The organism is Nonomuraea antimicrobica (assembly GCF_039536965.1).
In the GTDB taxonomy this organism is placed as follows: Bacteria; Actinomycetota; Actinomycetes; order Streptosporangiales; family Streptosporangiaceae; genus Nonomuraea; species Nonomuraea antimicrobica.
This window is the reverse complement of sequence record NZ_BAAAZP010000090.1, coordinates 169,002-194,797: the sequence shown is the minus strand read 5'-3', so window position 1 is coordinate 194,797 and position 25,796 is coordinate 169,002. Positions and strand designations below refer to the sequence as shown.

Annotated in this window: 27 protein-coding genes and 3 tRNA genes; 14 read left to right on the top strand and 16 right to left on the bottom strand. The window is 70.5% G+C overall.

Features of this window, described 5'->3' with window-relative positions; translation table 11 throughout:
• The first annotated feature begins 9 nt into the window (after window positions 1-9).
• The gene (locus ABD844_RS24910; protein ID WP_106249262.1) at window positions 10-243 is read left to right on the top strand and encodes an Lrp/AsnC family transcriptional regulator; all 234 of its coding nucleotides are present in this window, start codon (window positions 10-12) and stop codon (window positions 241-243) included.
• A 13-nt stretch (window positions 244-256) separates the two neighbouring features.
• A complete protein-coding gene (locus tag ABD844_RS24905) occupies window positions 257-688 on the top strand; it encodes a DUF3515 family protein (protein ID WP_344882507.1) in 432 nt (143 codons plus the stop codon).
• Between the two features lie 4 nt (window positions 689-692).
• Here the strand turns inward: ABD844_RS24905 and ABD844_RS24900 are convergent, their stop codons facing one another.
• The 3 genes from ABD844_RS24900 to ABD844_RS24890 all read right to left on the bottom strand — a co-directional run bounded on the left by ABD844_RS24900 (window position 693) and on the right by ABD844_RS24890 (window position 3,577).
• Window positions 693-1,787 carry a D-alanine--D-alanine ligase family protein gene (locus ABD844_RS24900; protein ID WP_344882504.1) on the bottom strand — a complete coding sequence of 365 codons (1,095 nt, stop codon included), beginning with the start codon at window positions 1,785-1,787 and terminating at the stop codon, window positions 693-695.
• A 64-nt stretch (window positions 1,788-1,851) separates the two neighbouring features.
• The gene (locus ABD844_RS24895; protein ID WP_344882501.1) at window positions 1,852-2,862 is read right to left on the bottom strand and encodes an NAD(P)H-dependent glycerol-3-phosphate dehydrogenase; all 1,011 of its coding nucleotides are present in this window, start codon (window positions 2,860-2,862) and stop codon (window positions 1,852-1,854) included.
• A gap of 4 nt (window positions 2,863-2,866) precedes the next feature.
• Window positions 2,867-3,577 carry a lysophospholipid acyltransferase family protein gene (locus tag ABD844_RS24890; RefSeq protein WP_344882498.1) on the bottom strand — a complete coding sequence of 237 codons (711 nt, stop codon included), beginning with the start codon at window positions 3,575-3,577 and terminating at the stop codon, window positions 2,867-2,869.
• 80 nt (window positions 3,578-3,657) lie between these two features.
• Between ABD844_RS24890 and cofC the strand changes: the two genes are divergently transcribed.
• The gene (cofC, locus tag ABD844_RS24885) at window positions 3,658-4,317 is read left to right on the top strand and encodes a 2-phospho-L-lactate guanylyltransferase (RefSeq protein WP_344882495.1); all 660 of its coding nucleotides are present in this window, start codon (window positions 3,658-3,660) and stop codon (window positions 4,315-4,317) included.
• 37 nt (window positions 4,318-4,354) lie between these two features.
• Here cofC and ABD844_RS24880 read toward each other — a convergent pair whose 3' ends face one another.
• Window positions 4,355-5,563 (bottom strand): MFS transporter, encoded by a 1,209-nt coding sequence (locus tag ABD844_RS24880; protein ID WP_344882492.1) that lies wholly within the window; start codon window positions 5,561-5,563, stop codon window positions 4,355-4,357.
• Window positions 5,564-5,615: 52 nt separating this feature from the next.
• Between ABD844_RS24880 and ABD844_RS24875 the strand changes: the two genes are divergently transcribed.
• On the top strand, window positions 5,616-5,843 hold the full coding sequence (locus ABD844_RS24875; protein WP_344882490.1) for a hypothetical protein: 228 nt from the start codon (window positions 5,616-5,618) through the stop codon (window positions 5,841-5,843).
• Between the two features lie 230 nt (window positions 5,844-6,073).
• Here ABD844_RS24875 and ABD844_RS24870 read toward each other — a convergent pair whose 3' ends face one another.
• The 4 genes from ABD844_RS24870 to leuC all read right to left on the bottom strand — a co-directional run bounded on the left by ABD844_RS24870 (window position 6,074) and on the right by leuC (window position 8,678).
• Window positions 6,074-6,373: an HU family DNA-binding protein gene (locus tag ABD844_RS24870; protein WP_344882488.1), complete on the bottom strand. Its 300-nt coding sequence runs from the start codon at window positions 6,371-6,373 to the stop codon at window positions 6,074-6,076.
• A gap of 99 nt (window positions 6,374-6,472) precedes the next feature.
• Window positions 6,473-6,712: an SCO5555 family protein gene (locus ABD844_RS24865; protein WP_344882485.1), complete on the bottom strand. Its 240-nt coding sequence runs from the start codon at window positions 6,710-6,712 to the stop codon at window positions 6,473-6,475.
• A complete protein-coding gene (leuD, locus tag ABD844_RS24860) occupies window positions 6,691-7,278 on the bottom strand; it encodes a 3-isopropylmalate dehydratase small subunit (RefSeq protein ID WP_344882482.1) in 588 nt (195 codons plus the stop codon). Before leuD ends, ABD844_RS24865 begins: the two co-directional genes overlap by 22 nt.
• Window positions 7,279-7,292: 14 nt before the next feature.
• Window positions 7,293-8,678 (bottom strand): 3-isopropylmalate dehydratase large subunit, encoded by a 1,386-nt coding sequence (leuC, locus tag ABD844_RS24855; protein ID WP_344882479.1) that lies wholly within the window; start codon window positions 8,676-8,678, stop codon window positions 7,293-7,295.
• Between the two features lie 62 nt (window positions 8,679-8,740).
• Here leuC and ABD844_RS24850 point away from each other — a divergent pair, with 62 nt between their 5' ends.
• The 3 genes from ABD844_RS24850 (at window position 8,741) to ABD844_RS24840 (ending at window position 12,480) form a co-directional block, all read left to right on the top strand.
• The gene (locus tag ABD844_RS24850) at window positions 8,741-9,457 is read left to right on the top strand and encodes an IclR family transcriptional regulator (protein WP_344882476.1); all 717 of its coding nucleotides are present in this window, start codon (window positions 8,741-8,743) and stop codon (window positions 9,455-9,457) included.
• A gap of 58 nt (window positions 9,458-9,515) precedes the next feature.
• A complete protein-coding gene (locus tag ABD844_RS24845; protein WP_344882474.1) occupies window positions 9,516-11,225 on the top strand; it encodes a hypothetical protein in 1,710 nt (569 codons plus the stop codon).
• 241 nt (window positions 11,226-11,466) lie between these two features.
• Window positions 11,467-12,480 carry an NAD-dependent epimerase/dehydratase family protein gene (locus tag ABD844_RS24840; protein ID WP_344882471.1) on the top strand — a complete coding sequence of 338 codons (1,014 nt, stop codon included), beginning with the start codon at window positions 11,467-11,469 and terminating at the stop codon, window positions 12,478-12,480.
• Here ABD844_RS24840 and ABD844_RS24835 read toward each other — a convergent pair.
• A complete protein-coding gene (locus ABD844_RS24835) occupies window positions 12,477-13,637 on the bottom strand; it encodes a hypothetical protein (protein ID WP_344882468.1) in 1,161 nt (386 codons plus the stop codon). The two genes, ABD844_RS24840 and ABD844_RS24835, sit on opposite strands and share 4 nt — an antisense overlap.
• 441 nt (window positions 13,638-14,078) lie before the next feature.
• On the opposite strand from ABD844_RS24835, the gene ABD844_RS24830 reads away from it, so the two are divergent.
• The 5 genes from ABD844_RS24830 to ABD844_RS24810 all read left to right on the top strand — a co-directional run bounded on the left by ABD844_RS24830 (window position 14,079) and on the right by ABD844_RS24810 (window position 17,953).
• Entirely contained in the window at window positions 14,079-14,405 is a 327-nt protein-coding gene (locus tag ABD844_RS24830) for a hypothetical protein (RefSeq protein ID WP_344882466.1), read from the top strand.
• Between the two features lie 196 nt (window positions 14,406-14,601).
• On the top strand, window positions 14,602-14,877 hold the full coding sequence (locus ABD844_RS24825) for a hypothetical protein (RefSeq protein WP_344882463.1): 276 nt from the start codon (window positions 14,602-14,604) through the stop codon (window positions 14,875-14,877).
• Window positions 14,878-15,417: 540 nt separating this feature from the next.
• Window positions 15,418-16,527 carry a radical SAM protein gene (locus ABD844_RS24820; protein ID WP_344882460.1) on the top strand — a complete coding sequence of 370 codons (1,110 nt, stop codon included), beginning with the start codon at window positions 15,418-15,420 and terminating at the stop codon, window positions 16,525-16,527.
• Between the two features lie 8 nt (window positions 16,528-16,535).
• A complete protein-coding gene (tmk, locus tag ABD844_RS24815) occupies window positions 16,536-17,159 on the top strand; it encodes a dTMP kinase (RefSeq protein WP_344882457.1) in 624 nt (207 codons plus the stop codon).
• Window positions 17,156-17,953 (top strand): endonuclease/exonuclease/phosphatase family protein, encoded by a 798-nt coding sequence (locus ABD844_RS24810; protein ID WP_344882453.1) that lies wholly within the window; start codon window positions 17,156-17,158, stop codon window positions 17,951-17,953. The genes tmk and ABD844_RS24810 overlap by 4 nt, the downstream gene beginning before the upstream one ends.
• On the opposite strand, the gene cyaB is transcribed toward ABD844_RS24810, so the two are convergent.
• From cyaB to ABD844_RS24785, 5 genes are all read right to left on the bottom strand, one after another.
• Complete coding sequence (gene cyaB / locus ABD844_RS24805) at window positions 17,950-18,504, bottom strand: class IV adenylate cyclase (RefSeq protein ID WP_344882450.1); 555 nt, start codon at window positions 18,502-18,504, stop codon at window positions 17,950-17,952. The two genes, ABD844_RS24810 and cyaB, sit on opposite strands and share 4 nt — an antisense overlap.
• Before the next feature lie 448 nt (window positions 18,505-18,952).
• A tRNA-Glu gene (locus ABD844_RS24800) sits at window positions 18,953-19,025 on the bottom strand.
• 18 nt (window positions 19,026-19,043) lie between these two features.
• A tRNA-Glu gene (locus tag ABD844_RS24795) sits at window positions 19,044-19,119 on the bottom strand.
• A 378-nt stretch (window positions 19,120-19,497) separates the two neighbouring features.
• The gene (locus ABD844_RS24790) at window positions 19,498-20,196 is read right to left on the bottom strand and encodes a response regulator (RefSeq protein WP_425568639.1); all 699 of its coding nucleotides are present in this window, start codon (window positions 20,194-20,196) and stop codon (window positions 19,498-19,500) included.
• A 28-nt stretch (window positions 20,197-20,224) separates the two neighbouring features.
• On the bottom strand, window positions 20,225-21,400 hold the full coding sequence (locus ABD844_RS24785; RefSeq protein WP_344882447.1) for a sensor histidine kinase: 1,176 nt from the start codon (window positions 21,398-21,400) through the stop codon (window positions 20,225-20,227).
• A gap of 347 nt (window positions 21,401-21,747) precedes the next feature.
• Between ABD844_RS24785 and ABD844_RS24780 the strand changes: the two genes are divergently transcribed.
• Window positions 21,748-22,692, top strand: a complete 945-nt coding sequence (locus ABD844_RS24780) for an alpha/beta hydrolase (protein ID WP_344882444.1) — start codon at window positions 21,748-21,750, stop codon at window positions 22,690-22,692.
• Between the two features lie 37 nt (window positions 22,693-22,729).
• Here the strand turns inward: ABD844_RS24780 and ABD844_RS24775 are convergent.
• Window positions 22,730-22,801, bottom strand: a tRNA-Gln gene (locus ABD844_RS24775).
• A gap of 165 nt (window positions 22,802-22,966) precedes the next feature.
• Between ABD844_RS24775 and ABD844_RS24770 the strand changes: the two genes are divergently transcribed.
• On the top strand, window positions 22,967-24,937 hold the full coding sequence (locus ABD844_RS24770) for a M3 family metallopeptidase (protein WP_344882441.1): 1,971 nt from the start codon (window positions 22,967-22,969) through the stop codon (window positions 24,935-24,937).
• Here the strand turns inward: ABD844_RS24770 and ABD844_RS24765 are convergent.
• Window positions 24,930-25,748, bottom strand: a complete 819-nt coding sequence (locus ABD844_RS24765; protein ID WP_344882437.1) for an NAD(P)H-binding protein — start codon at window positions 25,746-25,748, stop codon at window positions 24,930-24,932. The two genes, ABD844_RS24770 and ABD844_RS24765, sit on opposite strands and share 8 nt — an antisense overlap.
• Window positions 25,749-25,796 lie beyond the last annotated feature (48 nt).

Here is a 25,796-nt window from a genome sequence, read left to right as displayed (position 1 = left end):
GAGGACGTGATGGTGCAGGCCTACATCCTTATCCAGACCGAGGTCGGCAAGGCCGCCGCGGTGGCTCGCGAGATCTCCGGGATTCCCGGGGTCACTCAGGCGGAAGACGTGACGGGGCCGTACGACGTGATCGTTCGCGCGGAGGCCAACAACGTCGATGAGCTGGGCAAGCTCGTCGTGGCGCAGATTCAGGCGGTGGAGGGAATCACGCGTACCCTTACGTGTCCGATTGTCCACATCTGAAGGTAGTCGTCGTATGCGTGCCGCCGCCGTCCTGCTCGTTCTCCTAGCACTCGCCGGTTGCGGCGGCACCGTACAGGTCGAGCCTCCCGTGCCGCAGGGCGAGGCGGTCACGGCCTGTGACCGACTGGCCACGCTGCTGCCGTCGATGCTCGACGGCGACGAGCGTGGCACGACCGCGCCCGAGTCGCCGTACGTGGCCGTCTGGGGGCCGGGCACCATCGCGCTGCGCTGCGGCGTGCCCCGGCCGGTCAGGATGGCGCCCACCGACCAGCTCCAGGAGATCGGCGGAGTGGGCTGGTTCGCCGACCCCGACAGGACCACGTTGTTCACGGCCGTGACCGACACCGCCTACGTGGAGGTCACGGTCGGCGGCGAGCACGTGGCCGCCGAAGTGCTGGCCGATCTGTCGAAGCCGATCGCCCAGATCTCGGCCGCGCCCCGCTGACCGCTCACCGCAGCCCCGGCGACCGCGACAGCGCGAGCTGGATCAGCCGCTCGACCAGCGCCGGGTACGACAGCCCCGAAGCCGCCCAGAGCTGCGGCGCGACCGACAGCGAGGTGAACCCCGGCATGGTGTTGATCTCGTTGAGCACCACCTTGCCGTCGGGCGTGTAGAAGAAGTCGACCCGCGCGAGCCCCTCGCAGTCGAGCGCCTCGAACGCGCGCACGGCCATCGCGCGCAGCTCCTCGGCCGTCTCCTGCGGGATTTCGGCGGGCACGGTGAGCGACATCTGGTCGGGGTAGTACTTCGCCTCGAAGTCGAAGAACTCCTGGCCGCCCTCCACCTTCACCTCACCGGGCAGCGACGCGGCGGCGGGCTCGTCGCCCAGCGACTCCAGCACCGCGCACTCGATCTCGCGGCCCACGATCTCGGCCTCGATGATCACCTTTGGGTCGTGCCGCCTGGCCAGCTCCACCGCCTCCACCAGCTCGGCCCGGTCGTGGGCCTTGGAGATGCCCTGCGAGGAGCCCGCCCTGGCCGGCTTGACGAAGACGGGGTAGCCGAGCTCCTCGGCCTCCTTGAGCACGCGTTCGTGGTCGAGCCGCCATTCGCGCTCGCGTACGACGACGTAGCGGCCGGTCGGCAACCCCGCGGCGGCCATGACCGTCTTCATGTGGGGCTTGTCCATGCCGACGGCGCTGGCCAGCACGCCGGAGCCGACGTAACGTACGCCGGCCATCTCCAGCAGGCCCTGGATGGTGCCGTCTTCGGCGAACGGGCCGTGCATCACCGGGAACACCACGTCGACCGTGCCAAGCTCGACGGGGATGCTGCCGGGGTCGTAGGCCACCAGCGCGCTGCCGCCGGAGGGCAGGGCCAGGGCCGCGCCCGTGCTGTCGACGACCGGCAGCTCGCCGTCCTCGATGGCGTACCGCTGGTCGGAAGCGGCCAGCACCCACCTGCCGTCCTGGGCGATCCCGATGGGGATCACCTCGTACTTGCTCCTGTCGATGGCATCGAGCACGCTGCCGGCCCCCATGAGGGATACGGCGTGCTCTGAATTGCGGCCTCCGAAAAGGACGGCGACGCGTGGCTTGCTCATGGTGTCCGAATCTACCGGGGTGTCCCTGTCACAGCGAGCCGAGCACGCCGTGTTCAGGTCATTCTCACAAGCCGTAGCGCTCGGGCTTGGGCGAGCGGGACATGAGCAGCATGCCCGCCTCCGCCGGCGACATGCCGTCGTGGACGACACCGACGACGACCTCGGTGATCGGCATCTCGACGTCGTGCTTCCTGGCGAGTTCGAGCACGGACTCGCAGGACTTCACGCCCTCGGCGGTCTGCTTGGTGGCCGCGACGGCCTCGGCCAGCGTCATGCCGCGGCCCAGGTTCTCCCCGAACGTACGGTTGCGCGACAGCGGGGACACGCACGTCGCCACGAGGTCGCCCATCCCGGCCAGACCGGCGAACGTGTGCGCGTCGGCCCCCAGAGCCGCCCCCAGGCGGGAGATCTCCGCCAGCCCCCGGGTGATCAGCATGGCGCTGACGTTGTCGCCCATGCCCATGCCCGCGGAGACGCCGACGGCCAGGGCGATCACGTTCTTCACCGCGCCGCCCAGCTCGACCCCGACCACGTCGGGGTTGGTGTACGGGCGGAACCACGGCGGCAGGTGGCAGATCGCCTGCAGCCGCTCGGCCACCGACTCGTCGGCGCAGGCCACGACCGTGGCGGCGGGCTGCCGCTGGGCGATCTCCTTGGCCAGATTGGGCCCGGACACGACGGCGACCCGCTCTTCCGGCACCTCGGCCACCTCGCGGATCACCTCGCTCATCCGCTTGGTCGTGCCCAGCTCGATGCCCTTCATCAGGCTCACCAGCACGGCCTCTGACGGGATGTACGGCCGCCAGACGGCCAGGTTGGGGCGCAGGCGCTGCGAGGGCACGGCGAGCACCACGAAGTCGGCCCCGGCCAGCGCCCGCTCGGGGTCGGTCGTCGCCCGCAGCGAGGCGGGCAGCGGCACGCCCGGCAGGTAGTCGGGGTTGACGTGGTCACGGTCGATGGACTCGACCAGCTCGGCCCTGCGGCCCCACAGCGTGACCTCGTTACCGGCCTCCGCCAGGATCATCGCGAACGTGGTGCCCCACGAGCCCGTGCCGAAAACGGCTGCCTTCGTCATGCCTTCACCGTCCGGCGGGGTCGTAGGGAGTCTCCGGGGCCTTCTCGCCCCGCAGCTCGGCGAGCTGCTCGGTGACCGCCGCCATGATGTCGGCCGTCGCCTCGCGCAGCACATCGGCGTGCGACGACCTGCCCGCGTATTTGGACAGGTCGACCGGCGGGCCCACGGTCACGTGGAACGTCTTGCGCGGGAACAGCCGGGGCTTCTTCTCACCGTACGGCAGCAGCTCCTGCGCTCCCCAATGCGCCACCGGGATGACCGGCGCCCCGCTCTCCAGCGCCAGCCGGGCCGCGCCCGTCTTGCCCACCATGGGCCACAGGTCGGGGTCGCGGGTGCAGGTGCCCTCCGGGTAGAACAGGATCGCGCAGCCGTCGGCCAGCCGCTCGGCCGAGAGGCGCAGCGACCTGGCCGCCTCGTTGCTGCCGCGATCGACCGGGATCGCCAGCAGGCCGCTGATGGCCCGCCCCAGGAACGGCACCCTGAACAGCCCCGACTTCGCCAGGATCACCGGCCAGCGGCCGTTGTTGTACAGGAAGTGCGACAGCAGCACGGGATCGGTCCACGACAGGTGGTTGGTCGCGATGATCACGCCGCCGGTCTTGGGGAGGCGGTCGCCGTTGCGCCAGTCACGCTTGACCAGGAGCCGCGACAGTGGTTTCACCATGGCGACGGCAAAGGTCTCCCAGAAGCGCGATGGTCGCGTGGGGCGGCTCATGGTCTCCTCCAACACCTACGGGATCGAGCCCCAAGTCTCCCGGTTGGCCGCGCGGGATGTCGAGGCGCGATGCTTACCCTATGAGCATCCGCTGGTCCTTGGTCATTCCGGTGAAGACGCTGGTCGCGGCGAAGACTCGGCTCGCGGCCGCGACGGGGCCGCACCGTACCCGGCTGGCCGTGGCCGTGGCGTGTGACACCTTGGCCGCCGCGCTCTCCTGCCCGCCGGTCGCGCGGGTAATCGTGGTGACGGCCGACCCCGCCGCCGCCGGGCCGCTCGCCGCGCTGGGGGCCGACGTGGTGCACGACCCCGACCGAGGGCTGAACACGGCCCTGCGTACGGGGGCCGCGCACGCCGTACGTGTCGCGCCCGGCGACGCGGTGGGCGCGCTCCAGGCCGACCTGCCCGCCCTGCGGCCGGCCGAGCTGGCGCTGGCGCTGGAGGCGGCGGCCGAGTTCGACCAGTCGTTCGTGCCCGACGCGCTCGACGTCGGCACGACCTTCTACGGGGTACGGCCGGGCACGCCGTTCGCGCCCAGGTTCGGCGGGGAGTCGCGGGCCAAGCACCTCGCCGGAGGGGCCAAGGAGCTGTGCGTGCCGGGGACCGACTCGGTCAGGCGCGACGTGGACACACCCGACGACCTGCGCGCGGCCCTCGCCCTGGGCCTCGGACCGCACACGGCGGCGGTCGTCGCCGACCTCTGGCCGACCTTCGAGATCACCACGCCGCCACCAGCCTGAGCCCTCCGGCAGGGCACCCGCGTCCATCGACCCCAGGTCACCGGGCCGCCACCCGTCTGATGCCGGGGGTCGTGACGACCGCGAGGTAGGACAGGCCGAGCAGGGCCACCCCGGCGGCGAACACCCCGTACCCGCCCAGCCACTCCCCCAGCGCGCCGCCCGCCAGCCCGCCCAGCGGCATCGCCCCCCACATGAGGAAACGCATGCTGGCGTTGACCCGGCCCAGCAGGCGTTCCGGGGTGATGCGCTGGCGGTAGCTGAGCTGGGCCACGTTGAAGACCACGGCGGCGGCGCCCGCCAGGGCCGAGGCGACCGGGAAGATCAGCAGCCGCCAGCCGGGGCCCGTGGCCAGCGCGGGCAGCCCCAGGGCCAGGGTGAGCGCGGCGGAGGCGTACAGGGTGGCGCCGATCCCGAGGCTGGCCGTCAGCCTGGCCGCCAGCGGCGCGCCGCACAGAGCGCCGACGGCCGGGGCCGACAGCAGCAGGCCGTACGTCACGGCGTCCAGGCGCAGGTCCACCACGAGGTAGAGCGGGTAGCCGACGGCGCAGATCCCGAGGGCCACCCGGGTGAGCGCGCCCCCGGCGGCCACCCGGCGCAGCACCGGCTCCCGCAGCACGAACGCGACCCCCTCACGCATCTCCGCCCGCAGCCGCCCCCGGGCGGGCGGCGGCTCCGGCCGTTCCGCCGCCCGGATCCCGGACAGCAGGCGGGCCGAGGCCAGATAGCCGACCGCGTCCGCCAGCAGCGCGAACGGCGCGGTCAACGCGCTCACCAGCCAGCCGCCCAGCCCCGGCCCCGCCAGCACGGACACCTGCCGGGTGACCTCGAGCCGCCCGTTGGCCCGTTCGAGCCGGTCCTTGGGCACGATCGCGGGCATGAAGCTCATCTGCGCCACGTCGAAGAAGACGGTGCCCGCGCCCAATACCAGCGCGACGGCGTACAGGTGCGGCAGCGTGAGCAGGCCCGCCCAGGCGGCGGCCGGGACGGTGAGCAGCGCCAGGCCCCTGACCAGGTCGGACCAGACGAGGACCGGGCGGCGCGGCCACCGGTCCACCCAGGCCCCGGCGGGCAGCCCGATCAGCAGGAAGGCGGCCATCTGGGCGGCCGACAGCAGGCCGAGTTCGAAGGCGCCGGCCTCCAGGGTGAGCACGGCGGTCAGCGGCAGGGCGACGACCGTGACCTGGGTGCCGAGATGGGTGACCCCGTTCGCCCAGACGAACCGCCAGAAGTCTTCCAGCGGGCGCATGAGCTGATCGTGCGCGCTCGTCCGGCGTCGGGCAACCGCCTAAGCTGGTCGCGTGCAGGCGACGGTACGCAGTTTCGACGAGGCCACGCGTTCCGGCACGGTGTTCCTCGACGACGGGGCCGTGCTGGAGTTCGGCGCGCCCGCCTTCGACGCGGGCCCGCTTCGGCTGCTCCGCACGGGCCAGCGGGTCAATCTCGGGGTGTCCGGCGGGAAAATCGCCTACATCACGCTGTCGACTTTCCCGGTCCCGGCCTCTTTCCAGGCCGCGGAAGGTCCCTAGCCCCCGGCCTCTTTCCAGGCCGTGGCGGGCTCCTGGCCCCCGGCCTCTTTCCGGGCTGTGCTGGGCTCCCGGCCCCTGCCCTCTTTCGAGGCCGTGGCGGGCTCCTGGCCCCCGCCCTCTCTCCGTGGACGCGGGCGGGCACGGATCGTGCGGGCCCGATCCCCTTTCCCGGGCGCGGGGGCGGGAATACGGACGCCCGGGCCGATGGCCCGGGCGCTGGTCCGCTGGATTTACTTCCTCTTGCCGATTTTCTTGCCGCCCTCGTTCACCAGCTCTTTGAAATCGGAGCCGGCACGGAACTTCGGCGCCCAGCTCTCGGCGACGTTGATTTCGGCGCCGGTCGACGGGTTACGCGCCGTGCGGGCGGGCTTGTTCACCATCTCGAACGCGCCGAAGCCCGTGATCGAGACCTTGTCGCCGCCGGCCACAGCCTTCTGAATGGCGTCGACGACCGCGTTGACGGCCTCGGTGGCCGTCTTCCTGTCGCCCACCCGATCCGCGATGGCCTCGACGAGTTCTCGCTTGTTCATGAAAGTCCTGCTCCCCCAGTTACGGCTCGGGGTTCCAGCTCACGAGTTCGACGTAGAAACCCCTTACGCGCTCGAAAGTAGGCGGGATCGGCAGGGAACTCAATCACCCAGCGTATTTTCTTCATTGCGTGGCGTGTCGAAGTCGACGTCAAGAGCGGTCAGAAACGCTTCGAGACGGGCCGCCGCTCTTTCCGGATCGCGCTTGGCGAGGTCGCAGATGGCCAGATATCGGCGGGCCACGCGTTCCTTCTCGGCGGCGGGGAGCACGCGGACGCGGCGGTGCGCCTCGCGCAACCGCCGCGCCAGTTCGTCGTCTTCTAGACGGTCGTCGGCAGCCATGGCTGCCGACCATTCTCGTACGCCGCCACCGCGCCGGCGTGACGCAGGGTCAGCCCGATGTCGTCGAGCCCCTCCATGAGCCGCCAGCGGGTGTAGTCGTCGATCTCGAACGGGACGACCTCGCCGGCCCAGCGCACCTGGCGCTCGGCCAGATCGACGGTGACGTCCAGCTTCGGGTCCGCCTCGACGGCCGCCTGCAGGGCCTCGACCCGGTCGCCGGGCAGGATGACCGGCAGCAGGCCCATCTTGGTGGAGTTGTTGCGGAAGATGTCGCCGAAGCGGGCGGCGATCACGACGCGGAACCCGTACTGCTGCAGCGCCCAGACGGCGTGCTCGCGGGAGGAGCCGGTGCCGAAGTCGGGGCCGGAGACCAGGATCGAGCCGCCCTCGTAGGAGGGGTCGTTGAGGACGAACGCCGGGTCCTCGCGCCAGGCCGCGAACAGGCCCTTCTCGAAGCCGGTGCGGCTGACCTGCTTGAGCCAGACGGCCGGGATGATCTGGTCGGTGTCGACGTTGCTGCGGCGCAGCGGCACCGCCGTACCGGTGTGGGTGGTGAAGGCTTCCATCTCGGTGTCTCTCCTTAGAGGTCGGCGGGGGCGGTGAGGCGGCCGGTGACGGCGGTCGCGGCGGCGACCTGCGGCGACACCAGGTGCGTACGGCCACCCTTGCCCTGGCGGCCCTCGAAGTTGCGGTTGGAGGTGGAGGCGCTGCGCTCGCCGGGCTGGAGCGTGTCGGGGTTCATGCCCAGGCACATCGAGCAGCCCGCCTCGCGCCACTCCGCGCCGGCGGCCTTGAACACCTCGTCCAGGCCCTCCTGCTCGGCCTGCTTCTTGACCATCATCGAGCCGGGCACGATGAGCGTGCGGGTCTTGACCTGGCGGCCGCGCAGGATCTCGGCGGCCGAGCGCAGGTCCTCGATGCGGCCGTTCGTGCAGGAGCCGACGAAGACGGTGTCGACCTCGATCTCCCGCAGCGGCGTGCCGGCGGTCAGGCCCATGTAGGCGAGCGCCCGCTCGGCAGCCGAGCGCTCGACCGGGTCGGCGAAGCTGCCGGGCGCGGGCACTGACCCGCCCAGCGGCAGGCCCTGGCCCGGGTTCGTGCCCCACGTGACGTAGGGGGTCAGCGTCGCGGCGTCGATCTCCACGACCTTGTCGAACACGGCGTCGTCGTCCGTGCGCAGCGACTTCCAGTATTCGACGGCCCGGTCCCACTGCTCGCCCTCCGGGGCGTGCGGGCGGCCCTTGAGGTAGGCGAACGTGGTCTCGTCCGGGGCGATCATGCCGGCCCGCGCGCCGGCCTCGATCGACATGTTGCAGACCGTCATGCGGCCCTCCATGGAGAGCTCGCGTACGGCCTCGCCCCGGTACTCGACGATGTAGCCCTGGCCGCCACCGGTGCCGATCTTGGCGATGATGGCCAGGATCAGGTCTTTGGCCGTGACGCCGACGGGCAGCTCGCCCGAGACCTCGATGGCCATCGTCTTGGGCCGGTAGGCGGGCAGCGTCTGCGTGGCCAGCACGTGCTCGACCTCGGAGGTGCCGATGCCGAACGCGATGCCGCCGAACGCGCCGTGCGTGGAGGTGTGGGAGTCGCCGCACACGATCGTCATGCCGGGCTGGGTCAGGCCGAACTGCGGGCCGATGATGTGCACCACGCCCTGCCCGGCGTCGCCCATCGGATGGAGCCGGACGCCGAACTCGGCGGCGTTCTTGCGCAGCGTCTCGACCTGGGTCTTGGACACCGGGTCGGAGATCGGGCCGAGGACGGTCGGCACGTTGTGGTCCTCGGTGGCGATGGTGAGATCGGGCCTTCGCACCTTCCGGCCGGCGAGACGGAGCCCGTCGAACGCCTGCGGGCTGGTCACCTCGTGAATGAGGTGCAGGTCGATGTAGAGCAGGTCCGGCTCACCCTCCGCGCGACGGACTACGTGCTGCTCCCAGACCTTCTCGGCCAGTGTGCGGCCCATGATCTCCTCCTCGAGAGTCCTCCGACTTGCTTTCTCATATGTCGAGACGGCAGTATCGGTGTATGGACAACTCTAGCGGAGTCGGAGTACTCGACAAGGCAGTTCTTGTACTCAATGCCCTGGAAGCGGGACCCGCTTCACTTGCCCAGCTCGTCCAGGCCACCGGCCTGGCCCGGCCCACGGCCCACCGGCTGGCCGTCGCACTGGAGCACCACCGCATTGTGAGTCGTGACACACAGGGCCGGTTCGTGCTCGGCCCCCGGCTCGCCGAGTTGTCCACCGCGGCCGGCGAGGACCGGCTGCTCGCGGTGGCCGCCCCCGTGCTGATGCAGCTCAGGGATCTGACCGGCGAGAGCGCGCAGCTCTATCGCCGCCAGGGTGACGAACGCGTGTGCGTGGCCGCGGCCGAACGGGCCAGCGGCCTGCGTGACACGGTTCCCGTGGGGTCGGCGCTGCCCATGACGGCGGGTTCGGCGGCGCAGATCCTGCTGGCCTGGGAGGAGCCCGACCGGCTGCACCGCGGGTTGCGCGGGGCCAAGTTCACCGCCGCCACGCTGGCGTCGGTACGCAGGCGCGGCTGGGCCCACAGCGTGGGCGAACGTGAGCAGGGTGTGGCCAGCGTGTCGGCGGCGATAAGGGGCAGCGGCGGCAAAGTGATCGCGGCGGTGTCGGTCTCTGGGCCCATCGAGCGGCTGACGAGGGCGCCGGGGCGACTCCACGCGGTTCCCGTCATGGCCGCCGCCGAACGTATCACCGAGGCCATGCGACGCACGTCATGATCCGCCAAAGCAGGTATTTGGGGAGCCGACAGCCTCGTGGGCACACTAGCCTGAGTGCGTGACCGATCGCATCGAGGTAGCCGCCACTGAGCTGCGACCCCTGCTCGAAGAGTTCATCATCTGGGCGCGTGCGAACGCCCCCGGAAGCGACCCCGAGCTCGTGGGGCCCGCCGCTCTGTGGCACCGTCTCGCCTTCTCGCAGGACCTGGGCACGTGGAAGCGCGCTGACCTGCGTAACCTGCTGCTCGACCGCATGCCGAAGGTCGTGGAGGATCCCGACGCCGCCGCCGACGGGATGCTCCCGGCCGTGGACGCGTACCTGACGTTCCTCTCGCAGACCGGCCGCCTGGCCAAGGGGTCCGACTCCCTCGCCGATCTGCAGGCCGAGCTCGACGACGTCGAAGACGAGTTCGTCGATCTCATGGAGGAGCTGCTCGACGACACCGAGGGCGACGAGGAGGACGACGAGACCGGCGACCTGGGCGACTTCGAGCCGTTCGCCGACGAGCTGGCCGAGCTCGACACGATCAGGCTGCGGCCCGACTCCGAGCTGGCCGCGGCGGCCCGTCAGGTGCCGCTGATCGCCAAGGCCCGCGATCTGGCCGTGTGGGTGGGCTCCGGCCGCCGGGTGGGCGAGGACACCCTGCTCACCGACGCCGAGGTGGAGGAGGCGCTGGCGGCCGTCGGGCTGCCCAGGCCCGAGACCGAGGGCCCCACCGCCGAGGCCGTACCCCAGCTCTGGAACATCTGGAACCTGGCCGTCGACCTCGAGTTCCTGGAGCCGGGCGAGGGCGGCACGGTGGCGGTGCAGGACGACACCGCGGAGTGGCCGTTCGACGAGGACGAAGACGTGCTCGACGCGTGGATGCTCGGGCTGCACTCGGTCGACTACGGCGACCCCGAGCTGGACGACGACGACCTCACCATGGCCCTGGCCGGCCTGACGCGGGGCACGCTGGTCCGGCTGCTGCTGGCCGGCGGCTCGCGCGACCTCGGCGAGCTGACCCAGGAGCTGGCCGAGGCCGCCGCCGACCTCGACGAGCTGGGCGCCGACGCGTGGGAAGCGGCGGGCGACCCGCTGGCCCCGGCGATCGAGTGGCTGTCCGGCTACGGCATGGTCGAGGTCGACGACGGCGTCCTGCGGCTGACGCCGCTGGGCACCGAGGGCGTCATCCACCTGGTCGACGACGCCGACATCGAGGTCGACGCCCGTCCGGCGATCGAGTCGATGAGCGCCCACGAGCTGCTGGCGCTGAGCGCCGAGCTGCCGGAGGACGAGGCCGACGCCGAGTTCGCGGCCTGGATGCGGCTGCGGGAGCCGGGCAGGGCGGCCGAGGAGCTGCTGGACGCGGCGGCGGAAGACGAGAGCGATGCGCTGATCAGGGTGCAGGCGGCCAGCGTGGTCGGCACGCTGGGCGAGGCCGCCGTCCCGGCCTGGCAGGCGGCGCTCAAACAGTCCTCGCTGCGACCTTACGCCGCCACGCACCTGAGCCAGCTCGAGGTGCCGGGCGCCCCCGAGCCGACGCAGGACGACACCCACTGGCTCATCCTCGACATGTGGACGATCTCGGCGGGGCTGGGACGTTCGGAGTTCGTGAGCAGCCTGCGCGACATCGGGCCGGAGATGGTCAACGAGCTGCTCGAGGTGATCTGGAAAATCCCGCACGCCCACGTGGAGGAGCTACTCGACCTGATCTCGCAGGTGCACCCCGACAAGCAGGTGGCCAAGGCGGCCCGCCGGGCCCTGTTCAAGGCCCGCTCGGTGTGACCTTCCCCCTCGATGCGACTCTCCAGGAGGCCCTCGCCATCGGCGGGGGCCTCCGCCCGTAGTCGGCAGGGCAAGCAGGAACGCCTTCCAGGCTCCTGACGAGACAGCCTTCCCTGGTCGGGTATCGGGTTGTACGGGACGGCCGCGCCCGTTTCGCCCTGGCCCGAACACACCGGCTTCGGGGAGGCCCCCGCCACCCGCCCCTTCCCCGGCCTTGGCCTCCTGCGTCAGGATCGTGGTCATGCGACTGCTGATCCTTGGAGGTACCTGGTTCCTCGGCCGTGCCCTGGCCGAGCAGGCCCTCCAGCGCGGCCACCAGGTGGTCACGTTCACCCGCGGCAAGTCCGGCCAGGACGTGCCCGGCGTCACCGCGATCCGCGGGGACCGAACAGAGCCCCGCGACCTTGGCGACCTCGCCCAGCACGGCCCGTATGACTCGGTGATCGACACGAGCGGCATGACCCCTGACCTGGTGGAGATCTCCACGAGTGCCCTCCGCCACCAGGCGGACCACTACGTGTACGTCAGCACCGTGAACGTCTACAAGGGATGGCCCACGGAGCCGTTGACCGATGGCTCGCCAGTACGCCGCTGGTCGTGGAGCGCCCCACCCGGCGAATCCGCCGCCGACCAGTACGGCCGGGAGAAGGCCGGGTGCGAGGAGTCGGCTGTCCACATCTTCGGCACCGATCGGACGCTGTTGCTCCGGCCAGGCGTCATCATCGGCCCCCACGAGTACGTCGGGCGCATCCCGTGGTGGCTGCGCCGGATCTCCGAGGGCGGCCTGGTGCTCGCCCCCGGGCGAGCCAATTGGCCGATCCAGCCGATCGACGTGCGGGACGTCGCCGCGTACGCCCTCGACTCGGCCGAACGGCAGCTCTCAGGCTCCTGCAACTTGGCGGCCCCGATCGGATCGGCCACTTTCGGCGACCTGCTGGAAGCCTGTCGGCAGGCGACTGGCGTTCCAGCCGCGCTGGAGTGGGTATCCCATGACTTCCTCATCGAACAGGGTGTACGAGAGTGGACGGAGCTGCCGCTCTGGCGGCCCTATATCGGGACATGGCGCGTGGACTCGGCTCGCGCCCGCGCGGCGGGGCTGACTTGTCGCCCGCTCGCCGACACCGTGGCGGACACGTGGGAGTGGCTCAACCACGCTGGGCCTGCGCTCAACAACGAGCGGGCAGCCGAACTCGGGATCACGCCGGAGCGGGAGGCAGCGATCCTGGCAGCGTGGATCACGCATAAGGCCAGTTAGGAGCCGGACGGCAGTGCCCGCACGGTGGAGCCTTGGATGAACGTGACGAGATCGTCGGCCAGGGCTCGCGTCTGCCGCGTGGGCTGCGCCTTTCCGAGTTGCTTGCTGAGCGCTCTGAACCGGTGCAGCACAGGGAAAGTTCTCAGGTTGGCCGGCAGTCTCAGCACCGCCTCCAGGGTCTGCCGGGCGTTGATCATGTCCCCGAGGATCACGGACGCCGTGGCCATCTCGGTCTGGATAGTGGCCACGACTGGCGCCGACCGCTGATCAGCGGGCAGGGCGAGGGCGTCGGCCAGCGCCTGCTGGGTGTAGGCGAGGATCTGACCCGTGAGGTCCCGGACGGCCCGCGGCTCGAAGGCGTTTCCGCTCACCTGGAGCAGTTGGAGCAGGGCCGAGGAGTAGCAGCGCTGTTCTCGCACCCCGTCCCAGTCGAAAACGCCTCCGATCGTCTGCAGTTCGTCCTCGCCCTGGGCGGCAGCGCGAGCGTGAATGGCGGCGTGAATGGCCGCCACGGTCCGGTCCTTGTCACCCATGTGCGACCAAGCACGAGCCTCGATGCTGTGCACGCGCGACGCGGCGATCCCAACCGGGTTGTGCCGCGCGGCCCGGCTGATGGCGTTGACGGCGTCGCGCGGGCGGCCCGCCCAGTAGGCGCTGGTGGCCATCATGCCGCGCGCCCACACCGCGAGCGGCACGTGATCGATCGAGTTCGCATACGACCAGGCGGCCCGCGCGTGCTCGGTGGCGTGTCTGGTCTCGCCCAAGTCGATGCACGCCTCAGCGAGCAGCGAACTGGCCACTCCGGCGAGGAAGTTCAGCTCGCCGAGCTGGGCAGGCTTACGCGTCTCCCCCATCATGGTGATGACCTGGTCACGCTTGGCGACCAGCCTGGGAAACTCCTCCATCGGAGACCGCAGGAGATAGGCGCGGGCCAGTTCAACGATGTCGTCCTGAATGGTCTCCATAGCTGCCTGACCGAGTTCGCGTTCCGCGTCGCCCGCGGCTTCCCTCGACTGGTCAGCCGCATCCATCATCATTTCGTACATCCCCCTGTGGGCTTCACCGAGTGACCGAGCCGACAAGGCTGCCGCTCCGCTGCTCGCGCCGTCCGTGGTGCTGAACGGCGTGAGGAGTTCTTCCACCGGCCGGCCGAACATGGTCTCCAGGACCCGGCATGACGTCGCGTACGGCCTGCTCGCCACCTCGCCCGCCAGCCACCGCTTCCACGTGCGGGCCCCAACGCAGTGGCCGACGCACCCCAGCTTGTCTGCGGTGGCCTGGTACGCGCGATCGAACTTGCGGTAGGGGACGAGCCCTTTGGCTTCAGCGAGTCGCCTCAGCACAGTGACGCCCATGCTGCTGGCCTTCCTGCCGGACACGACGACAGCTCTTGAGGACACGGTAGGGCCGACAACAGGCGGTGAGAAGAAGTCCGGCGACGGTCGCGGCCTAGAAGTCCAGACAAGTCCGGCGAAACGCTGCGAGAAGTCCTAGATGGCCCCCGCCACCTCGTAGTGATGTCCCCACGAGCGCAGCCACGATGTACAGGCCAGCGTGTGGTTGGAGTACCGCCACCAACATCCCCTCCGGAGGCTGTCATGAAGATCCACCTGGGCTGGGAAGTCCTTCCCGGCGCCATCCAGAAGGCCGTCCAGAGCCACTGCGGCCGCGTCAACGCCGTCACGTACGCGGAGGGTCGCCGTGCGGGCCTGGCCGTGCGGATCTACGGCAGCCACGACGACGTGTTCCTGAGGGGAATCCCGCTACGAACCGCGTCAACACTCCGCTACGCGGGAGGCGGTCAAGAACATGCCCCTCGATGCGCCCGTTCCACGCCTGCTGCGGGAGGAAATCAGGGCGGACTGCGCGAGCGGGAGCAGCGGCTCGCCGACGTTGGACGCGCCTGGCTGGCCTATCTGAACTAGCCGAAATTCATGATCGTGGCGTGGCACTCATCCACATGCCGCACGCCACGCCTGGTGCGAGACGGCCTGCTGTTCAAGCCGCCGTCACGCACCCGAAGAGGGGCGCAGGCCGGGAACGGCCGACTCAGATCGGCCTTGGGACTGTCTGGCCAGCGCCCCTCACCCGCAAACCCCTTGGACAGCACACGGAGGGACCATGCTCATGAGCGCCGCCGATGCCAACGCCGACGCTGCGGGCAGGGCCGCCGTCGCGTACTGGCAACCGCAGATCCGGGACTGGCTCCTGATGTACTCCCTGAGTAAACGCGCCCTTGTCGCGTTCTACCGCGGACACTGTCCGCCGCCTGGGCTCTACGTCGAAGCCGGCCACCCAGAGGAGTTGCGGGCGAAAATGAACGCCGAGGTCCTCGCCCTGTGGTGCTCGCCTGACCGCCACGCCTGGCAGCCGGCCACCACCACCGGACCACGCTGAGCGAGGCCGACATGCCAAGCGCCTCCATCAGTCCCCCGCTGCCTGCGCCAGGTACCGCCCCTGTCGCAGGCAGCGGGTTCCAAGCTCCCGCCGTCCACACCTGCCAAGGCGGTCGGAGACGGGGGAAGACGCGCCGTGAGGCGTGTGGGGGCACATCCCCACGGCCGCCTTCCCCCACCCATGCCATCACCGCTGCGAGCGCCCACACCCACCTTCGGGCCCGCAGCGCCTCCCCGCCCCGGACGGGCCCGACCGGGGCGATGCTGTGGAGCCGGGCGCGTCCTCCGACGCCCGGCCCCACAGCCCTGACGTACCGACACCGACACATGACGGTGATCTCATGGCACTGAACGCGATCTACCTGGCCATACGCGCACAAAGCCAGGGCGTCACACGCGCCGATCAGGACAGCCCTCCACCCCCCGACCGCCCGGACACCCGGCCGAACACCCGGCAGCCACCCGCATGTACCGATCAGCCGGGCCAACAAAGAACCTGCTCCCAGCTCACGTCCCGGCAAGCCAGCCACGAGGAGGACCCGTGAAACGACTCGTCATCGACACCCACGCCACCTCTTGCTACTTCCGCACCAGTGTGGAAGACGGCCAGCGCAAGGCACTGGTACAGGTCACCGAACGATGCAACCTCCACTGCGCGCACTGCTTCGTCTCCTCCGGCAACTGGGGCGAGCACATGCGCACCGAAGACATCATCGGCAAGGTGCTGCCTCGGCTTCGCAGCGCCCACGTCGAACGGCTCACCCTTACCGGGGGCGAGCCGTTCGTCCACCCCGACATCATGGACATCTGCCGCGCCGCCACCGAGTTGGGCATGCCGGTCGGCATCTGCACCAACGCCACCCAGACCAGCGACAGGCAGATCGCGGACCTGGCCGAGCTGGGCGGCATCCACATCAACGTCAGTTTCGACGGGTTCCGGCCCGAGAGCCACGGCAAGTTCCGGGGCAGCGTCTCTTCTTTCGACGTCACGGTGGAGACCACTCGCAAGTTCGCACAGGCCGGACTGCTGCAAGGGCTGCTGTCCACCCCCAACACGCTGACCGACGCCAAGGAATTCACAGCGTTGTGCGAGTTCGCCGTCGAGACCGGCGCCCAGTACGTGCTCATGAACCCCTTGAGCCTGTTCGGCCGAGGCGTCAGAAGCGCAGGCCGCATGGCGGCGACCAACGCCAAGATGCGCGCCATCGCCGAGGTCACCAGGCGCTTCCGGGCGCGCGGCGTCGACATCGTGCACATCCGCTTCCCCAACGACGACGGCAAACCCTTGTCCGGCTGCGACGCCGGAAAGCTCATCTACGTGTTCGCGGACGGCCAGGTCGCCGTCTGCCCATACCTGGTGTTCGCCGCCCGCACCCCACAGTCGCAGCACCCGGACACCGACTTCCTCGTCGGCAACATCCTCGACGACGAGGTGGCCGGCGCGCTGGACGGCTACGACCTGGAGGGCAAGCTCCGCATGGGCGCCAACTCCACCTGCGGCCCCTGCCACATGGGCAGTTCGTGCGGGAAGGGCTGCCCGGCCGCCGTCATCAGTCGCGGGGGCCGCGTCGGCGACCTCGACGAAGAGCAATGCCCGATCGTCGACCACGAAGGGCGTCCGCTGCTCCAGATCGGCCCGCGACGCTCGTGAACGGGCCGATGGCGAGGGGCGCCCTGTTCATCGCGATCGAGGGACCGAACGGCGTCGGCAAGTCCACCGCGTCCACCCTGCTGGCCGAGCGGCTACGCGCGGGCGGCATGCGCGTGCACGTAACGAGCGAACCGTCCGACACCCCGCTGGGGCGGCTTGTCCGCACCGGCGAGGCCGGTCTGGTCGGCCGGGCGCTGGCCCTGGCCGTGGCCGCGGACCGCTACCACCACATGGACACCGAGATCGTCCCTGCGCTCATGGACGGGCTGACCGTGATCAGCGACCGCTACGTCCAGTCGTCATTGGTACTGCAGCGCATCGATGGGCTGGAGATAGAGGAGATCTGGCAATACAACGCCCACGTGCTGCGCCCGTCCCTATCCTGCTACCTGCACCACACCGCTCAAGAACTGGCGCAGCGACTGGCCCAGCGGACACGGCGGTCGCGCCTGGAGCGGGTCGGCTCCCCGCAACGGGAGCTGGACCTCTACCAGGACGCCTACCAGTTCCTGCTCGCCCGCCACTGGCCGCAGGCACTAGTCAACTGCCAGGAGGTGAGCCCGGACAGAGTGGCGGCCGAACTGGCACTGCTGGTGGCGCGGACGGCACAACGACAGGAGGGCGCCCGATGATCAGGGCGGTAACAGTCAACATCGGCGCCGCCGCGCGGGAACGCGCCGAACGGATGCTGCGCTGGCTCGCCGACCGAGACGATGATGTCGTCATGCTCACCGAGACGAGCGCGGGGCCGGGCACCGCGTGGATCCTGGAGCAGTACCGGCGGGCCGGCTACGCAGTCATCAACACGCCCGACGACGGCGACCGGGGAGCGGCGCTGATCAGCCGCATCCCGGTGACCGCGCACCAACCCGACTTCGGCCAGGTCAGCATCCCCGCCCGGGTGGCCACTGCCCGGCTGGACACTCGCCCGGCCACATGGTGGGTCAGCGTGTACGTACCCAGCCGCGATCGGTCGGCGGACAAGACCACCCGCAAGGAACTGTTCATCACCAGCCTGCTCAAAGCCATTGCGCAACTCGGCCCCGACGAGCGCGGCCACCTGGTCATCGGCGGCGACTACAACGTGATCGCCGCCGACCACCGCCCCCTCCACCCGGGATTCCTGCCGTTCGAGTTCGGAATGCTCGACACCCTGACCGCAGAGGGCTTCACGGACACCCACGCCCACATGGCGCCCGAGGCCCAGCCGTATTCCTGGATCGGCCGGACCGGCGACGGCTACCGCTACGACTACGTCCACGTCGGCTCGGAGCTGACCGGGCGCATCCGGGACTGCGCCTACCTGCACGAGACCCGTACCGAGGCGCTGACCGACCACGCGGCCGTAGAGCTGCACCTTGACCTGGAGACGGCTCGCCTGCCAGTCGAAAGCCTGGCAAGGCCCACCTCGCTGGGTCTGTTCTAGGCGGGGAGGAGCGCAGAGCGCACCAGCGAGTCGTACGTCTCTGTGGTGCGCTCCAGCGCTACCCCCAGGTCGCGGGCGAACGCGTCCAGCTCGGCCTGCACGGCTGTGCCCGACTCCGTGCCGTGCACGGTCCGCTCGATCTCCACGAAGACGCCGGCATGCTCCACCTCGTCCACGCAGACCGTCATGTCGCCGTGCATCGCGGTGCGGCGGGTCTTCACGATCCGGACGGTCGGGCTGAACCCCATCGCCACGATCGCGTGGTGCATCTGCTCTCGATCCGCGACCCACGTCTCGTGCTCCAGGCACGCCATCTCGTTGGCCTGGGGCTTCTTCACAGTGAACAGGTGCCGGCCGTCCTGGGTACGCAGCCTCGCGAACGCGCGCCCAATCTTGCTCTGCCCGTACTGCCAGCCGGGTTCGGCGTACGCCTGATCGTCCTGCCGGACCGGGGCCGACAGGTGGACTCCGTACCGCGTGAGCGCGGCCTCCAGGGCCTCCAGGTCGCTCACACGGTACTTGACCTCGATCTCCTGTGTTTCACCGGCCACGTCAGCCTCCCCAGTTCCCTGCGTGACCCGGGGAGCCTATCGGTCGGCGAGCCCAAAGGGACTCGCTTCGAGCCTTGGCGGGCTCGACCCCGCGTACGGGCACCGACGACTCATCCTCGATGAACTCCCACGAGGCCCCGACCTCCACCAACTCCGGCAGAATGGGCCGTGCCCAACCGGCTATCTGATCGTCGAAAGCCGAGCCAGCCTGCGGCCACCCGCATCTGCCGCGATTCCGCCTGATATGGCCGGTCGCACGGCGCGCTGTGTAACGTCCATCGGATCATCTTCGTTGATCACGGGGTGACGCCGCCGACTTCGCCCGTAACCCGCGCGGCACCGAGTTCGGCGAGCACGGCCTCAGTAGTCTTGCGAGACAGGGGGATCGTGGGGTCGGGAAAAGCGAAATGCTCCGGGCGGAGACGCGCCGGAGCAGGAGCTGAAGACGTAGTCCCGACCGGATTCGAACCGGCGCTACCGCCTTGAGAGGGCGGCGTCCTGGGCCACTAGACGACGGGACCTTCGTGGGCTTGTGACAGTGGTAGTCCCGACCGGATTCGAACCGGCGCTACCGCCTTGAGAGGGCGGCGTCCTGGGCCACTAGACGACGGGACCCTGTCCACAAGCTGGCTTGCCGGGTCTCCCCCGGCAACGCAGGTAACTCTACCGCACCCACAAGACCACTCCAAACCGCTTATCCGCCCACCAGACCGGCCTTGCGAGTGCGGCGCCATGACCTCCAGCCCGCGAGATCGACCACCGGAACCGGCCCGCGAGACCGGCCATGGAGCAGCCATCGAGCGGCCATGGATCAGCCCACCCGACCGGCACGGAGTGCGCTCTCCACGTCAGCGCACACCATCCCGGCCCGCCGTCCTCGATCCGCCGTCCTCCACCCGCCGTCCTCCACCCGCCACTCTCGACCCGCCGCCTCGACCCGCGCCCTCGACCTGCCGTCCTCGACCCGCGCCCTCGACCTGCCGCCGGTGGACGTCAGTCGGTGAGAAGGCCGCGGCGGTACGCCTCGCCGACGGCGGCGGCGCGGTCGCGTACGTCGAGCTTGGCGTAGATGTGCAGCAGGTGCGTCTTGACGCTGGCCTCGCTGATGAACAGCCGGGCGGCCGCCTCCTTGTTGGTGGCGCCCTCGGCCACCAGGCGCAGCACCTCCAGCTCCCGCTTGCTCAGCCGCCCCCTGGACGGCCTGCGCAGGTGCTCGGCCAGGCGGCCGGCCACGGCGGGGGCCAACACGGTCTCGCCCCGGTGGGTGGCGCGCACAGCGCGTACCAGCTCCTCAGGCGAGGCGTCTTTGAGCAGGTAGCCGCTGGCGCCCGCCTCCAGCGCGGGAAGGACGTCGGTGTCGAACGTGGTGAGCACCAGCACGCGCGGCCCGGTGCCGCGCAGCCGGCGGATGGCGCTCACGCCGTCGAGGCCGGGCATGCGCAGGTCCATCAGGACGACGTCGGGAGACAGCTCGGCGGCCAGGCGCACGGCCTCCTCCCCGTCGCCCGCCTCGCCGACGACCTCGATCCGTGGCTCGCCACCGGGCTCGCCACCGGGCTCGATGCTGGGCTCGATGCTGGGCTCGGCACCGGGCTCGATGCTGGGCTCGATGCTGGGCTCGCCGCCGAGGGCGGTGCGCAGGCCGTCGCGCACGATCGGATGGTCGTCGGCGATCAGCACCCGCAGTGACATCGTTTCCTCCCCGGTGAACGCGATCGTCTCATTCGCCGCCTCCGGCCGGAATCACGGGCACGGCGGCGGCGACCGCCGTGCCCCGGCCTGGCTCCGACTCGACCTCAAGGGTGCCGCCCACGCTCCGGGCCCGCTGCCGCATACCGTCGAGCCCGAAGCCGTCAGCGGGCTCCTGCGGCTCGAACCCGCGCCCGTCGTCACGGATGTCGAGGAGCACGAGTTCGTCCGTGTACGTCAGGGTGAGGCCCGTCCTGGCGGCGCGGGCGTGCTTGGCCACGTTGGCCAGAGCCTCCTGGGCGACGCGGAACAGGGCCGTCTCCACCTCCGCGGACAGCGCGACGGGCGTGCCGGTGACCTCCAGCCGCAGGTCGACGCCGGACACGTCGGCCCACGACCTGGCCATGTGGCCGAGGGCCTCGGGCAGCCGGGCGTCTTCGAGCGGCTCGGGCCGCAGCGCGCGTACGGATCTGCGGGCCTCGGCCAGGCCGCGCCGGGCCAGCTCGGCGGCCCGGTCGAGGTGGTGGCCGCGGGCCTGGCCGCCGGTGGCCCGCCCGGCGGAGTCGAGCTGGCCGATCAGCGCGACGAGGTCTTGCGCGAGCGTGTCGTGGATCTCCCCGGCCACGCGGTGCCGCTCGTCGAGCACGCCCGCCCGCCTGGCCTGGTCGAGGAGCCTGGCGTTCAGCTCGGCGTTCTCCTCCATGGCGGCGCGCAGACGCTCGACCAGGCGGCGGCGTCTGTCGTGCTCGCCGGAGACGTACCAGCCGGCCAGGACTAGCGGCACGGCCACCCCGGCGATCACGGTGAGCAGGCTCTCCCGCGCGCCCGGCCCCGCCTGGGAGAGCACGTTGACGAGCGCGGTGAGCGTGACTCCGGCCATGACCAGGCGGCCGGGGAGCAGGGCGATGGCCAGCGGGTAACCGATCGTGACGAACACCACGAAGACCGCGCCCTTGAGCGCCAGCGCCCAGGTCAGGGCGACGAGGACGAGGTAGTGGGCCACGACGAGCACGCGGTGGGTGTCGCGGTGGCGGTGCAGCCAGGCGACGGGCGCCAGCCATCCGGCCGCGACCACCGCCAGCAGGGGCCACGACGGGAACGGCCCCGCGGGCGTGCCCGACACCGCCGCCGCGACCGAGGAGGCCGCGAGCAGCGCGTACGCGAGCCCCGCGTAGACCCAGCGCTCACGCACCTGGAGCCGGCTCATGGGACCCACCCCGGCATGGCGCCGCTGGCGTCAACCGATCGGCGGTCGGCCGCGCGCGGCCGACCGCATCCTCGGCCCGCACGGGCACCAACCGATCGACGGATGACCGCGCCAGGTCGGCCGCACGCTGCGCCCGCACGGGCGCCAACTGATCGATGGATGACCGCGCGCGGCCGACCACAGCCTTGGCCCGCACGGGCACCAACCGATCGGCGGATGACCGCGCGCGGCCGGCCGCGGCCTTGGCCCGTGCGGGTATCGACCGATCGGTGGATGCCCGCCATCCACCGCTTCTCGGCCCGGCCGGGCGATGTGCGCCGCCCCTGACCTCGGCGAACATCGGAGACATGAACACTCCGACGCGCAGAACAGCCCTCCAGCTCGGCGCCGCGGGCGCCACCGCCGCCGCCGTCGCAGGCACCACCGCGGCCTTCGCCGGGCCCTCCAGGAAGAAGGACGTCACCACGTTCGTCAACGTCTCCGGCTCCAACGGCGTGGCCGTGACCGACCCCTTGCTCGCCCTGCGCGGCCACCGCACCGTGGGCGTGACCCTGCCGGGGCACGGCCCCGAGGAGCAGCTTCACCCCGCCTACCAGGCCCCGCAGGACCTCGCGAAGCTGGCCGCGCTGCCCTCGCCGGTGGCCGCCGTGACGCTGGACGACTATGTCGAGGCCACGGTGGACGTCGTGCGCCGCGTCTCCCGCTACGGACCGGTCATCCTGGTGGGCGGCAGCCTCGGCGGGGCGACGATCACGAAGGTGGCCGACGCGGTGCCGGACCTGATCGACCGGCTGGTCTACGACGCCGCCTTCTGCTGCACGAAGCTGCGCTCGCCCAACGACTACATGACCAGCCCCGAGGGTCAGACGAGTCTCACCCCGGGCCTGCTGAACGGCATCGTCGGCGACCCGGCCAAGATCGGCGCGGTGCGGATCAACTGGCGCACCGCCGACCCGAAGTTCCTGGCCGCGGCCAAGGCGGCCTTCATGGCGGAGGCGAGCGAGGGTGAGTTTCTCGCCATGCTGAACACGCTGCTGCCGGATGAGAGCCTCCAGGTGTCGGCTGCCGACGCCCGCGGGCGCAAGGACGCGTGGGGACGGGTGCCCAGGGTCTACATCAGGCACTCGAAGGACCGTACGATCCCGATCGCGCTGCAGGACCGGATGATCAGGGAGGCGGACGCGGCCACGCCCGCCAACAAGTTCAAGGTCTTCACGGTGGAGACGTCGCACGCGCCAACGATCAAGGCTTACCAGGAGATCTCAGAAATTCTGTACCGGCTGGCGAAATGAAAAAACGGACATCCCTCTGCGAGACATCCGCTCAATGCTGGGGTACCAGGACTCGAACCTAGACTAACTGAACCAGAATCAGTCGTGCTGCCAATTACACCATACCCCACCGCTGCGGGCCCCTTGTGGAGCGCGCTTGGCGACGTCCGAAAGAATAGCCCAGCTCGGGGGGTAAGGCCAAAACGATTCACGGGTCCGCCTCCCGCAGCCCCCGGCACGAGCCCCGCCGTGCCAAGCTGAAGGGGACAAAACACCACGTGGAGGAGCCGAAGCGTTGGCCGAGAATCCGTTCTTCGCCCCAAGCGATCTGCCGTACGAGCTGCCGCCCTTCGCGGACATCCGCGAAGAGCACTACCTGCCGGCGTTCGAGCGCGGCATGGCCGAGCAGCTCGCCGAGGTCGACACGATCGCGAGCAGCACCGAGCCGCCGACGTTCGAGAACACGATCGCCGCGCTCGAACGGTCGGGCCGGATCCTCGACCGCACGGCGACGGCCTTCTTCAGCGTCGCCGCGTCCAACACGACCGACGGCCTCATGGAGATCGAGAAGCAGATCTCCCCCCAGCTCACCCGGCACAGCGACGCCATTCGCCTCGACCGGGCGCTGTGGGCCCGCATCAAGCAGGTGAGCACGGCGGATCCCGAGGAGTCGTGGCTGCTGGAGAAGTACCGCGACGACTTCATCCGGGCCGGGGCCGACCTGTCGGAGACCGACCAGCAGCGGCTGCGCGCGCTCAACGAGGAGCTGTCGAGGCTGTCGACGGAGTTCGCGCAGAGCCTGCTGCGGGCCTCCACGGAGTCGGCCCTGGTGGTGACCGACCCCAAGGAGCTCGACGGGTTCGACGAGGCCAAGATCGAGTCGCTGCGCAAGGACGACGGCACGTACGTCCTGCCGCTGCACAACTTCACCGTCCAGCCCGGCCTGGCCCAGCTCACCGACCGCGACGTGCGCCGCCGCCTGTACGAGCTGAGCGTCGGCCGGGTCCCGGGCAACTTCGAGATCGCGGCCAGGATGGCGGCGCTGCGGGCCGAGCGGGCGGCGTTGCTCGGCTTCCCCAGCCACGCCGCGTACACGGTGGCCGACCAGACCGCCAAGACCGTCGAGGCGGTCGAGGAGATGCTCGGCCAGCTCGTCGGCCCCGCCGTGCGCAACGCCAGGAAGGAGGCCGAGGCGCTGGCGGAGCAGGCCGGGTTCCCGATCGAGCCGTGGGACTGGGCCTACTACTCCGAGAAGGTGCGCCAGGCCCGCTACGAGTACGACGGCGGCGCGATGCGCCCGTACTTCGAGCTGAACCGGGTCTTCCGCGACGGCATATTCTTCGCCGCCGCGAAGCTGTACGGCCTCACCTTCGCCGAACGCCCCGACCTGGGCGGCTACCACCCCGACGTGACCGTGTTCGAGGTGTCCGACGAGGACGGCGGCCCGCTGGGGCTGTTCGTGCTCGACCCGTACGCCCGGCCGGGCAAGCGCGGCGGCGCGTGGATGAACAACCTGGTCGACCAGTCGTTCCTGTTCGGGCTGCGGCCGGTGGTGATCAACAACCTCAACATCACCAAGCCCGCCTCCGGGCCGACGCTGCTGACGTTCGACGAGGTCGAGACGGCCTTCCACGAGTTCGGCCACGCGCTGCACGGCCTGTTCTCGCAGGTGCGCTACCCGCGCGTGTCGGGCACCAACGTGCCGCGCGACTTCGTCGAGTACCCGTCGCAGGTCAACGAGATGTGGGTGACCTGGCCCGAGGTGCTGGCCAACTACGCCAGGCACCACGAGACGGGCGAGCCGATGCCCGGCGAGCTGGTGGCGAAGCTGAAGGCGGCCGAGACGTTCAACCAGGGCTTCAGGACCGTCGAATATCTGGCCGCCACGCTGCTCGACTGGGCCTGGCACCGGCTGGCGCCCGGGGAGGTCGTGGCCGACCCCGAGGCGTTCGAGTCGGCCGCCCTGGAGGCCGCCCAGATCGCCTTCCCACTGATCCGGCCGCGCTACCGGACCAACTTCTTCGCCCACATCTTCTCCGGCGGCTACAGCGCCGGCTACTACTCCTACATCTGGAGCGAGGTGCTCGACGCGGAGAGCGTGGAGTGGTTCAAGGAGAACGGCGGGCTCACCCGGGAGAACGGCGACCACTTCCGCCGCGAGCTGCTCTCCCGCGGCGGCAGCCTCGACCCGCTGACGGCGTTTCGCAACTTCAGAGGGCGCGAGCCCGGCATCCAGCCGCTGCTCGCCCGCCGCGGCCTCATCTGAACGATCCGGCGTGCTCGGCGGCCCACTGCGCGAACGTACGCGGTGGCCGCCGGGTCACCTCCTCGATCGTGTCGGTGACCTGGTACGCGTCGTCGGGCACGTTGCCGAAGATCTCGATCCGGAACTCGATCATCTCCTCGGGCATGCCCTGGGCCCGGTAGCGCTCGCGCAGCTCGTCCACGGTCAGCTCGACGAGGGTGATCTCGCGGCCGGCCGCCTCCGCCAGGATCCGCAGCTTGGCGGGCACGTCGAGGAGTTCGGGGCCGGTGAGGCCGTAGGAGCGGCCGTGGTGGCCGTCCTCGGTGAGGGCGGTGGCGATGACGGCGCCGATGTCGGCCTCGTGCACCATGGGGGTCCTGGTGGCCGGGAACGCCTCCTCGACGACGCCCCGCGTACGCACCGGCTCGGCCCAGGCCAGGGCGTTGGCCATGAACTCGGTCGGCTGCACGTACGTCCACTCCAGGTCGCTGGAGAGCACGGCGGGCTCCAGCGTGCCCGCCGACCAGCTACTGAGCAGGGTCGCCTTGCGCGCGCCGGCCTTCCTGACGGCCTCGACGATCTCGGGGCCGTTCGCGAGCGGGGTGTAGCCGGAGTCGGCCACGTCGATGAGGTGCACGCCCGTCACGCCTTCGAGGGCGGGCCACAGGGTCTCGACCTTGCCGAGATCGCCCTGGACGACCTCGACCGCCTCGGGCAGCCGGGCCCGGCCCGGGTCACGGGTGAGCGCGCGTACGCGGTGGCCCGCCTCCAGGAGGTGGGCCACGACGTGCCTGCCTACGGAGCCCGTGGCTCCGGTCACCAAATAGGTCATGCCGCAGACGCTAGGTGCTATTGCGGCAGGAACCGTTCCTCGTTGAGG

Bases quoted from the DNA above. Each gene is read 5' to 3' on its own strand.
- ABD844_RS24835 (WP_344882468.1), bottom strand. From the start codon at position 13,637: ATGTTCGGCCGGCCGGTGGAAGAACTCCTCACGCCGTTCAGCACCACG.
- ABD844_RS24895 (WP_344882501.1), bottom strand. From the start codon at position 2,862: ATGACGAAGGCAGCCGTTTTCGGCACGGGCTCGTGGGGCACCACGTTC.
- ABD844_RS24840 (WP_344882471.1), top strand. From the start codon at position 11,467: ATGCGACTGCTGATCCTTGGAGGTACCTGGTTCCTCGGCCGTGCCCTG.
- ABD844_RS24765 (WP_344882437.1), bottom strand. From the start codon at position 25,748: ATGACCTATTTGGTGACCGGAGCCACGGGCTCCGTAGGCAGGCACGTC.
- ABD844_RS24830 (WP_344882466.1), top strand. From the start codon at position 14,079: ATGAAGATCCACCTGGGCTGGGAAGTCCTTCCCGGCGCCATCCAGAAG.
- ABD844_RS24865 (WP_344882485.1), bottom strand. From the start codon at position 6,712: ATGGCTGCCGACGACCGTCTAGAAGACGACGAACTGGCGCGGCGGTTG.
- ABD844_RS24790 (WP_425568639.1), bottom strand. From the start codon at position 20,196: ATGTCACTGCGGGTGCTGATCGCCGACGACCATCCGATCGTGCGCGAC.
- ABD844_RS24900 (WP_344882504.1), bottom strand. From the start codon at position 1,787: ATGAGCAAGCCACGCGTCGCCGTCCTTTTCGGAGGCCGCAATTCAGAG.
- ABD844_RS24880 (WP_344882492.1), bottom strand. From the start codon at position 5,563: ATGCGCCCGCTGGAAGACTTCTGGCGGTTCGTCTGGGCGAACGGGGTC.
- ABD844_RS24825 (WP_344882463.1), top strand. From the start codon at position 14,602: ATGCTCATGAGCGCCGCCGATGCCAACGCCGACGCTGCGGGCAGGGCC.
- ABD844_RS24850 (WP_344882476.1), top strand. From the start codon at position 8,741: ATGGACAACTCTAGCGGAGTCGGAGTACTCGACAAGGCAGTTCTTGTA.
- ABD844_RS24910 (WP_106249262.1), top strand. From the start codon at position 10: ATGGTGCAGGCCTACATCCTTATCCAGACCGAGGTCGGCAAGGCCGCC.
- ABD844_RS24905 (WP_344882507.1), top strand. From the start codon at position 257: ATGCGTGCCGCCGCCGTCCTGCTCGTTCTCCTAGCACTCGCCGGTTGC.
- ABD844_RS24870 (WP_344882488.1), bottom strand. From the start codon at position 6,373: ATGAACAAGCGAGAACTCGTCGAGGCCATCGCGGATCGGGTGGGCGAC.
- leuC (WP_344882479.1), bottom strand. From the start codon at position 8,678: ATGGGCCGCACACTGGCCGAGAAGGTCTGGGAGCAGCACGTAGTCCGT.
- cofC (WP_344882495.1), top strand. From the start codon at position 3,658: ATGAGCATCCGCTGGTCCTTGGTCATTCCGGTGAAGACGCTGGTCGCG.
- leuD (WP_344882482.1), bottom strand. From the start codon at position 7,278: ATGGAAGCCTTCACCACCCACACCGGTACGGCGGTGCCGCTGCGCCGC.
- ABD844_RS24890 (WP_344882498.1), bottom strand. From the start codon at position 3,577: ATGAGCCGCCCCACGCGACCATCGCGCTTCTGGGAGACCTTTGCCGTC.
- ABD844_RS24810 (WP_344882453.1), top strand. From the start codon at position 17,156: ATGATCAGGGCGGTAACAGTCAACATCGGCGCCGCCGCGCGGGAACGC.
- ABD844_RS24785 (WP_344882447.1), bottom strand. From the start codon at position 21,400: ATGAGCCGGCTCCAGGTGCGTGAGCGCTGGGTCTACGCGGGGCTCGCG.
- tmk (WP_344882457.1), top strand. From the start codon at position 16,536: ATGGCGAGGGGCGCCCTGTTCATCGCGATCGAGGGACCGAACGGCGTC.
- ABD844_RS24780 (WP_344882444.1), top strand. From the start codon at position 21,748: ATGAACACTCCGACGCGCAGAACAGCCCTCCAGCTCGGCGCCGCGGGC.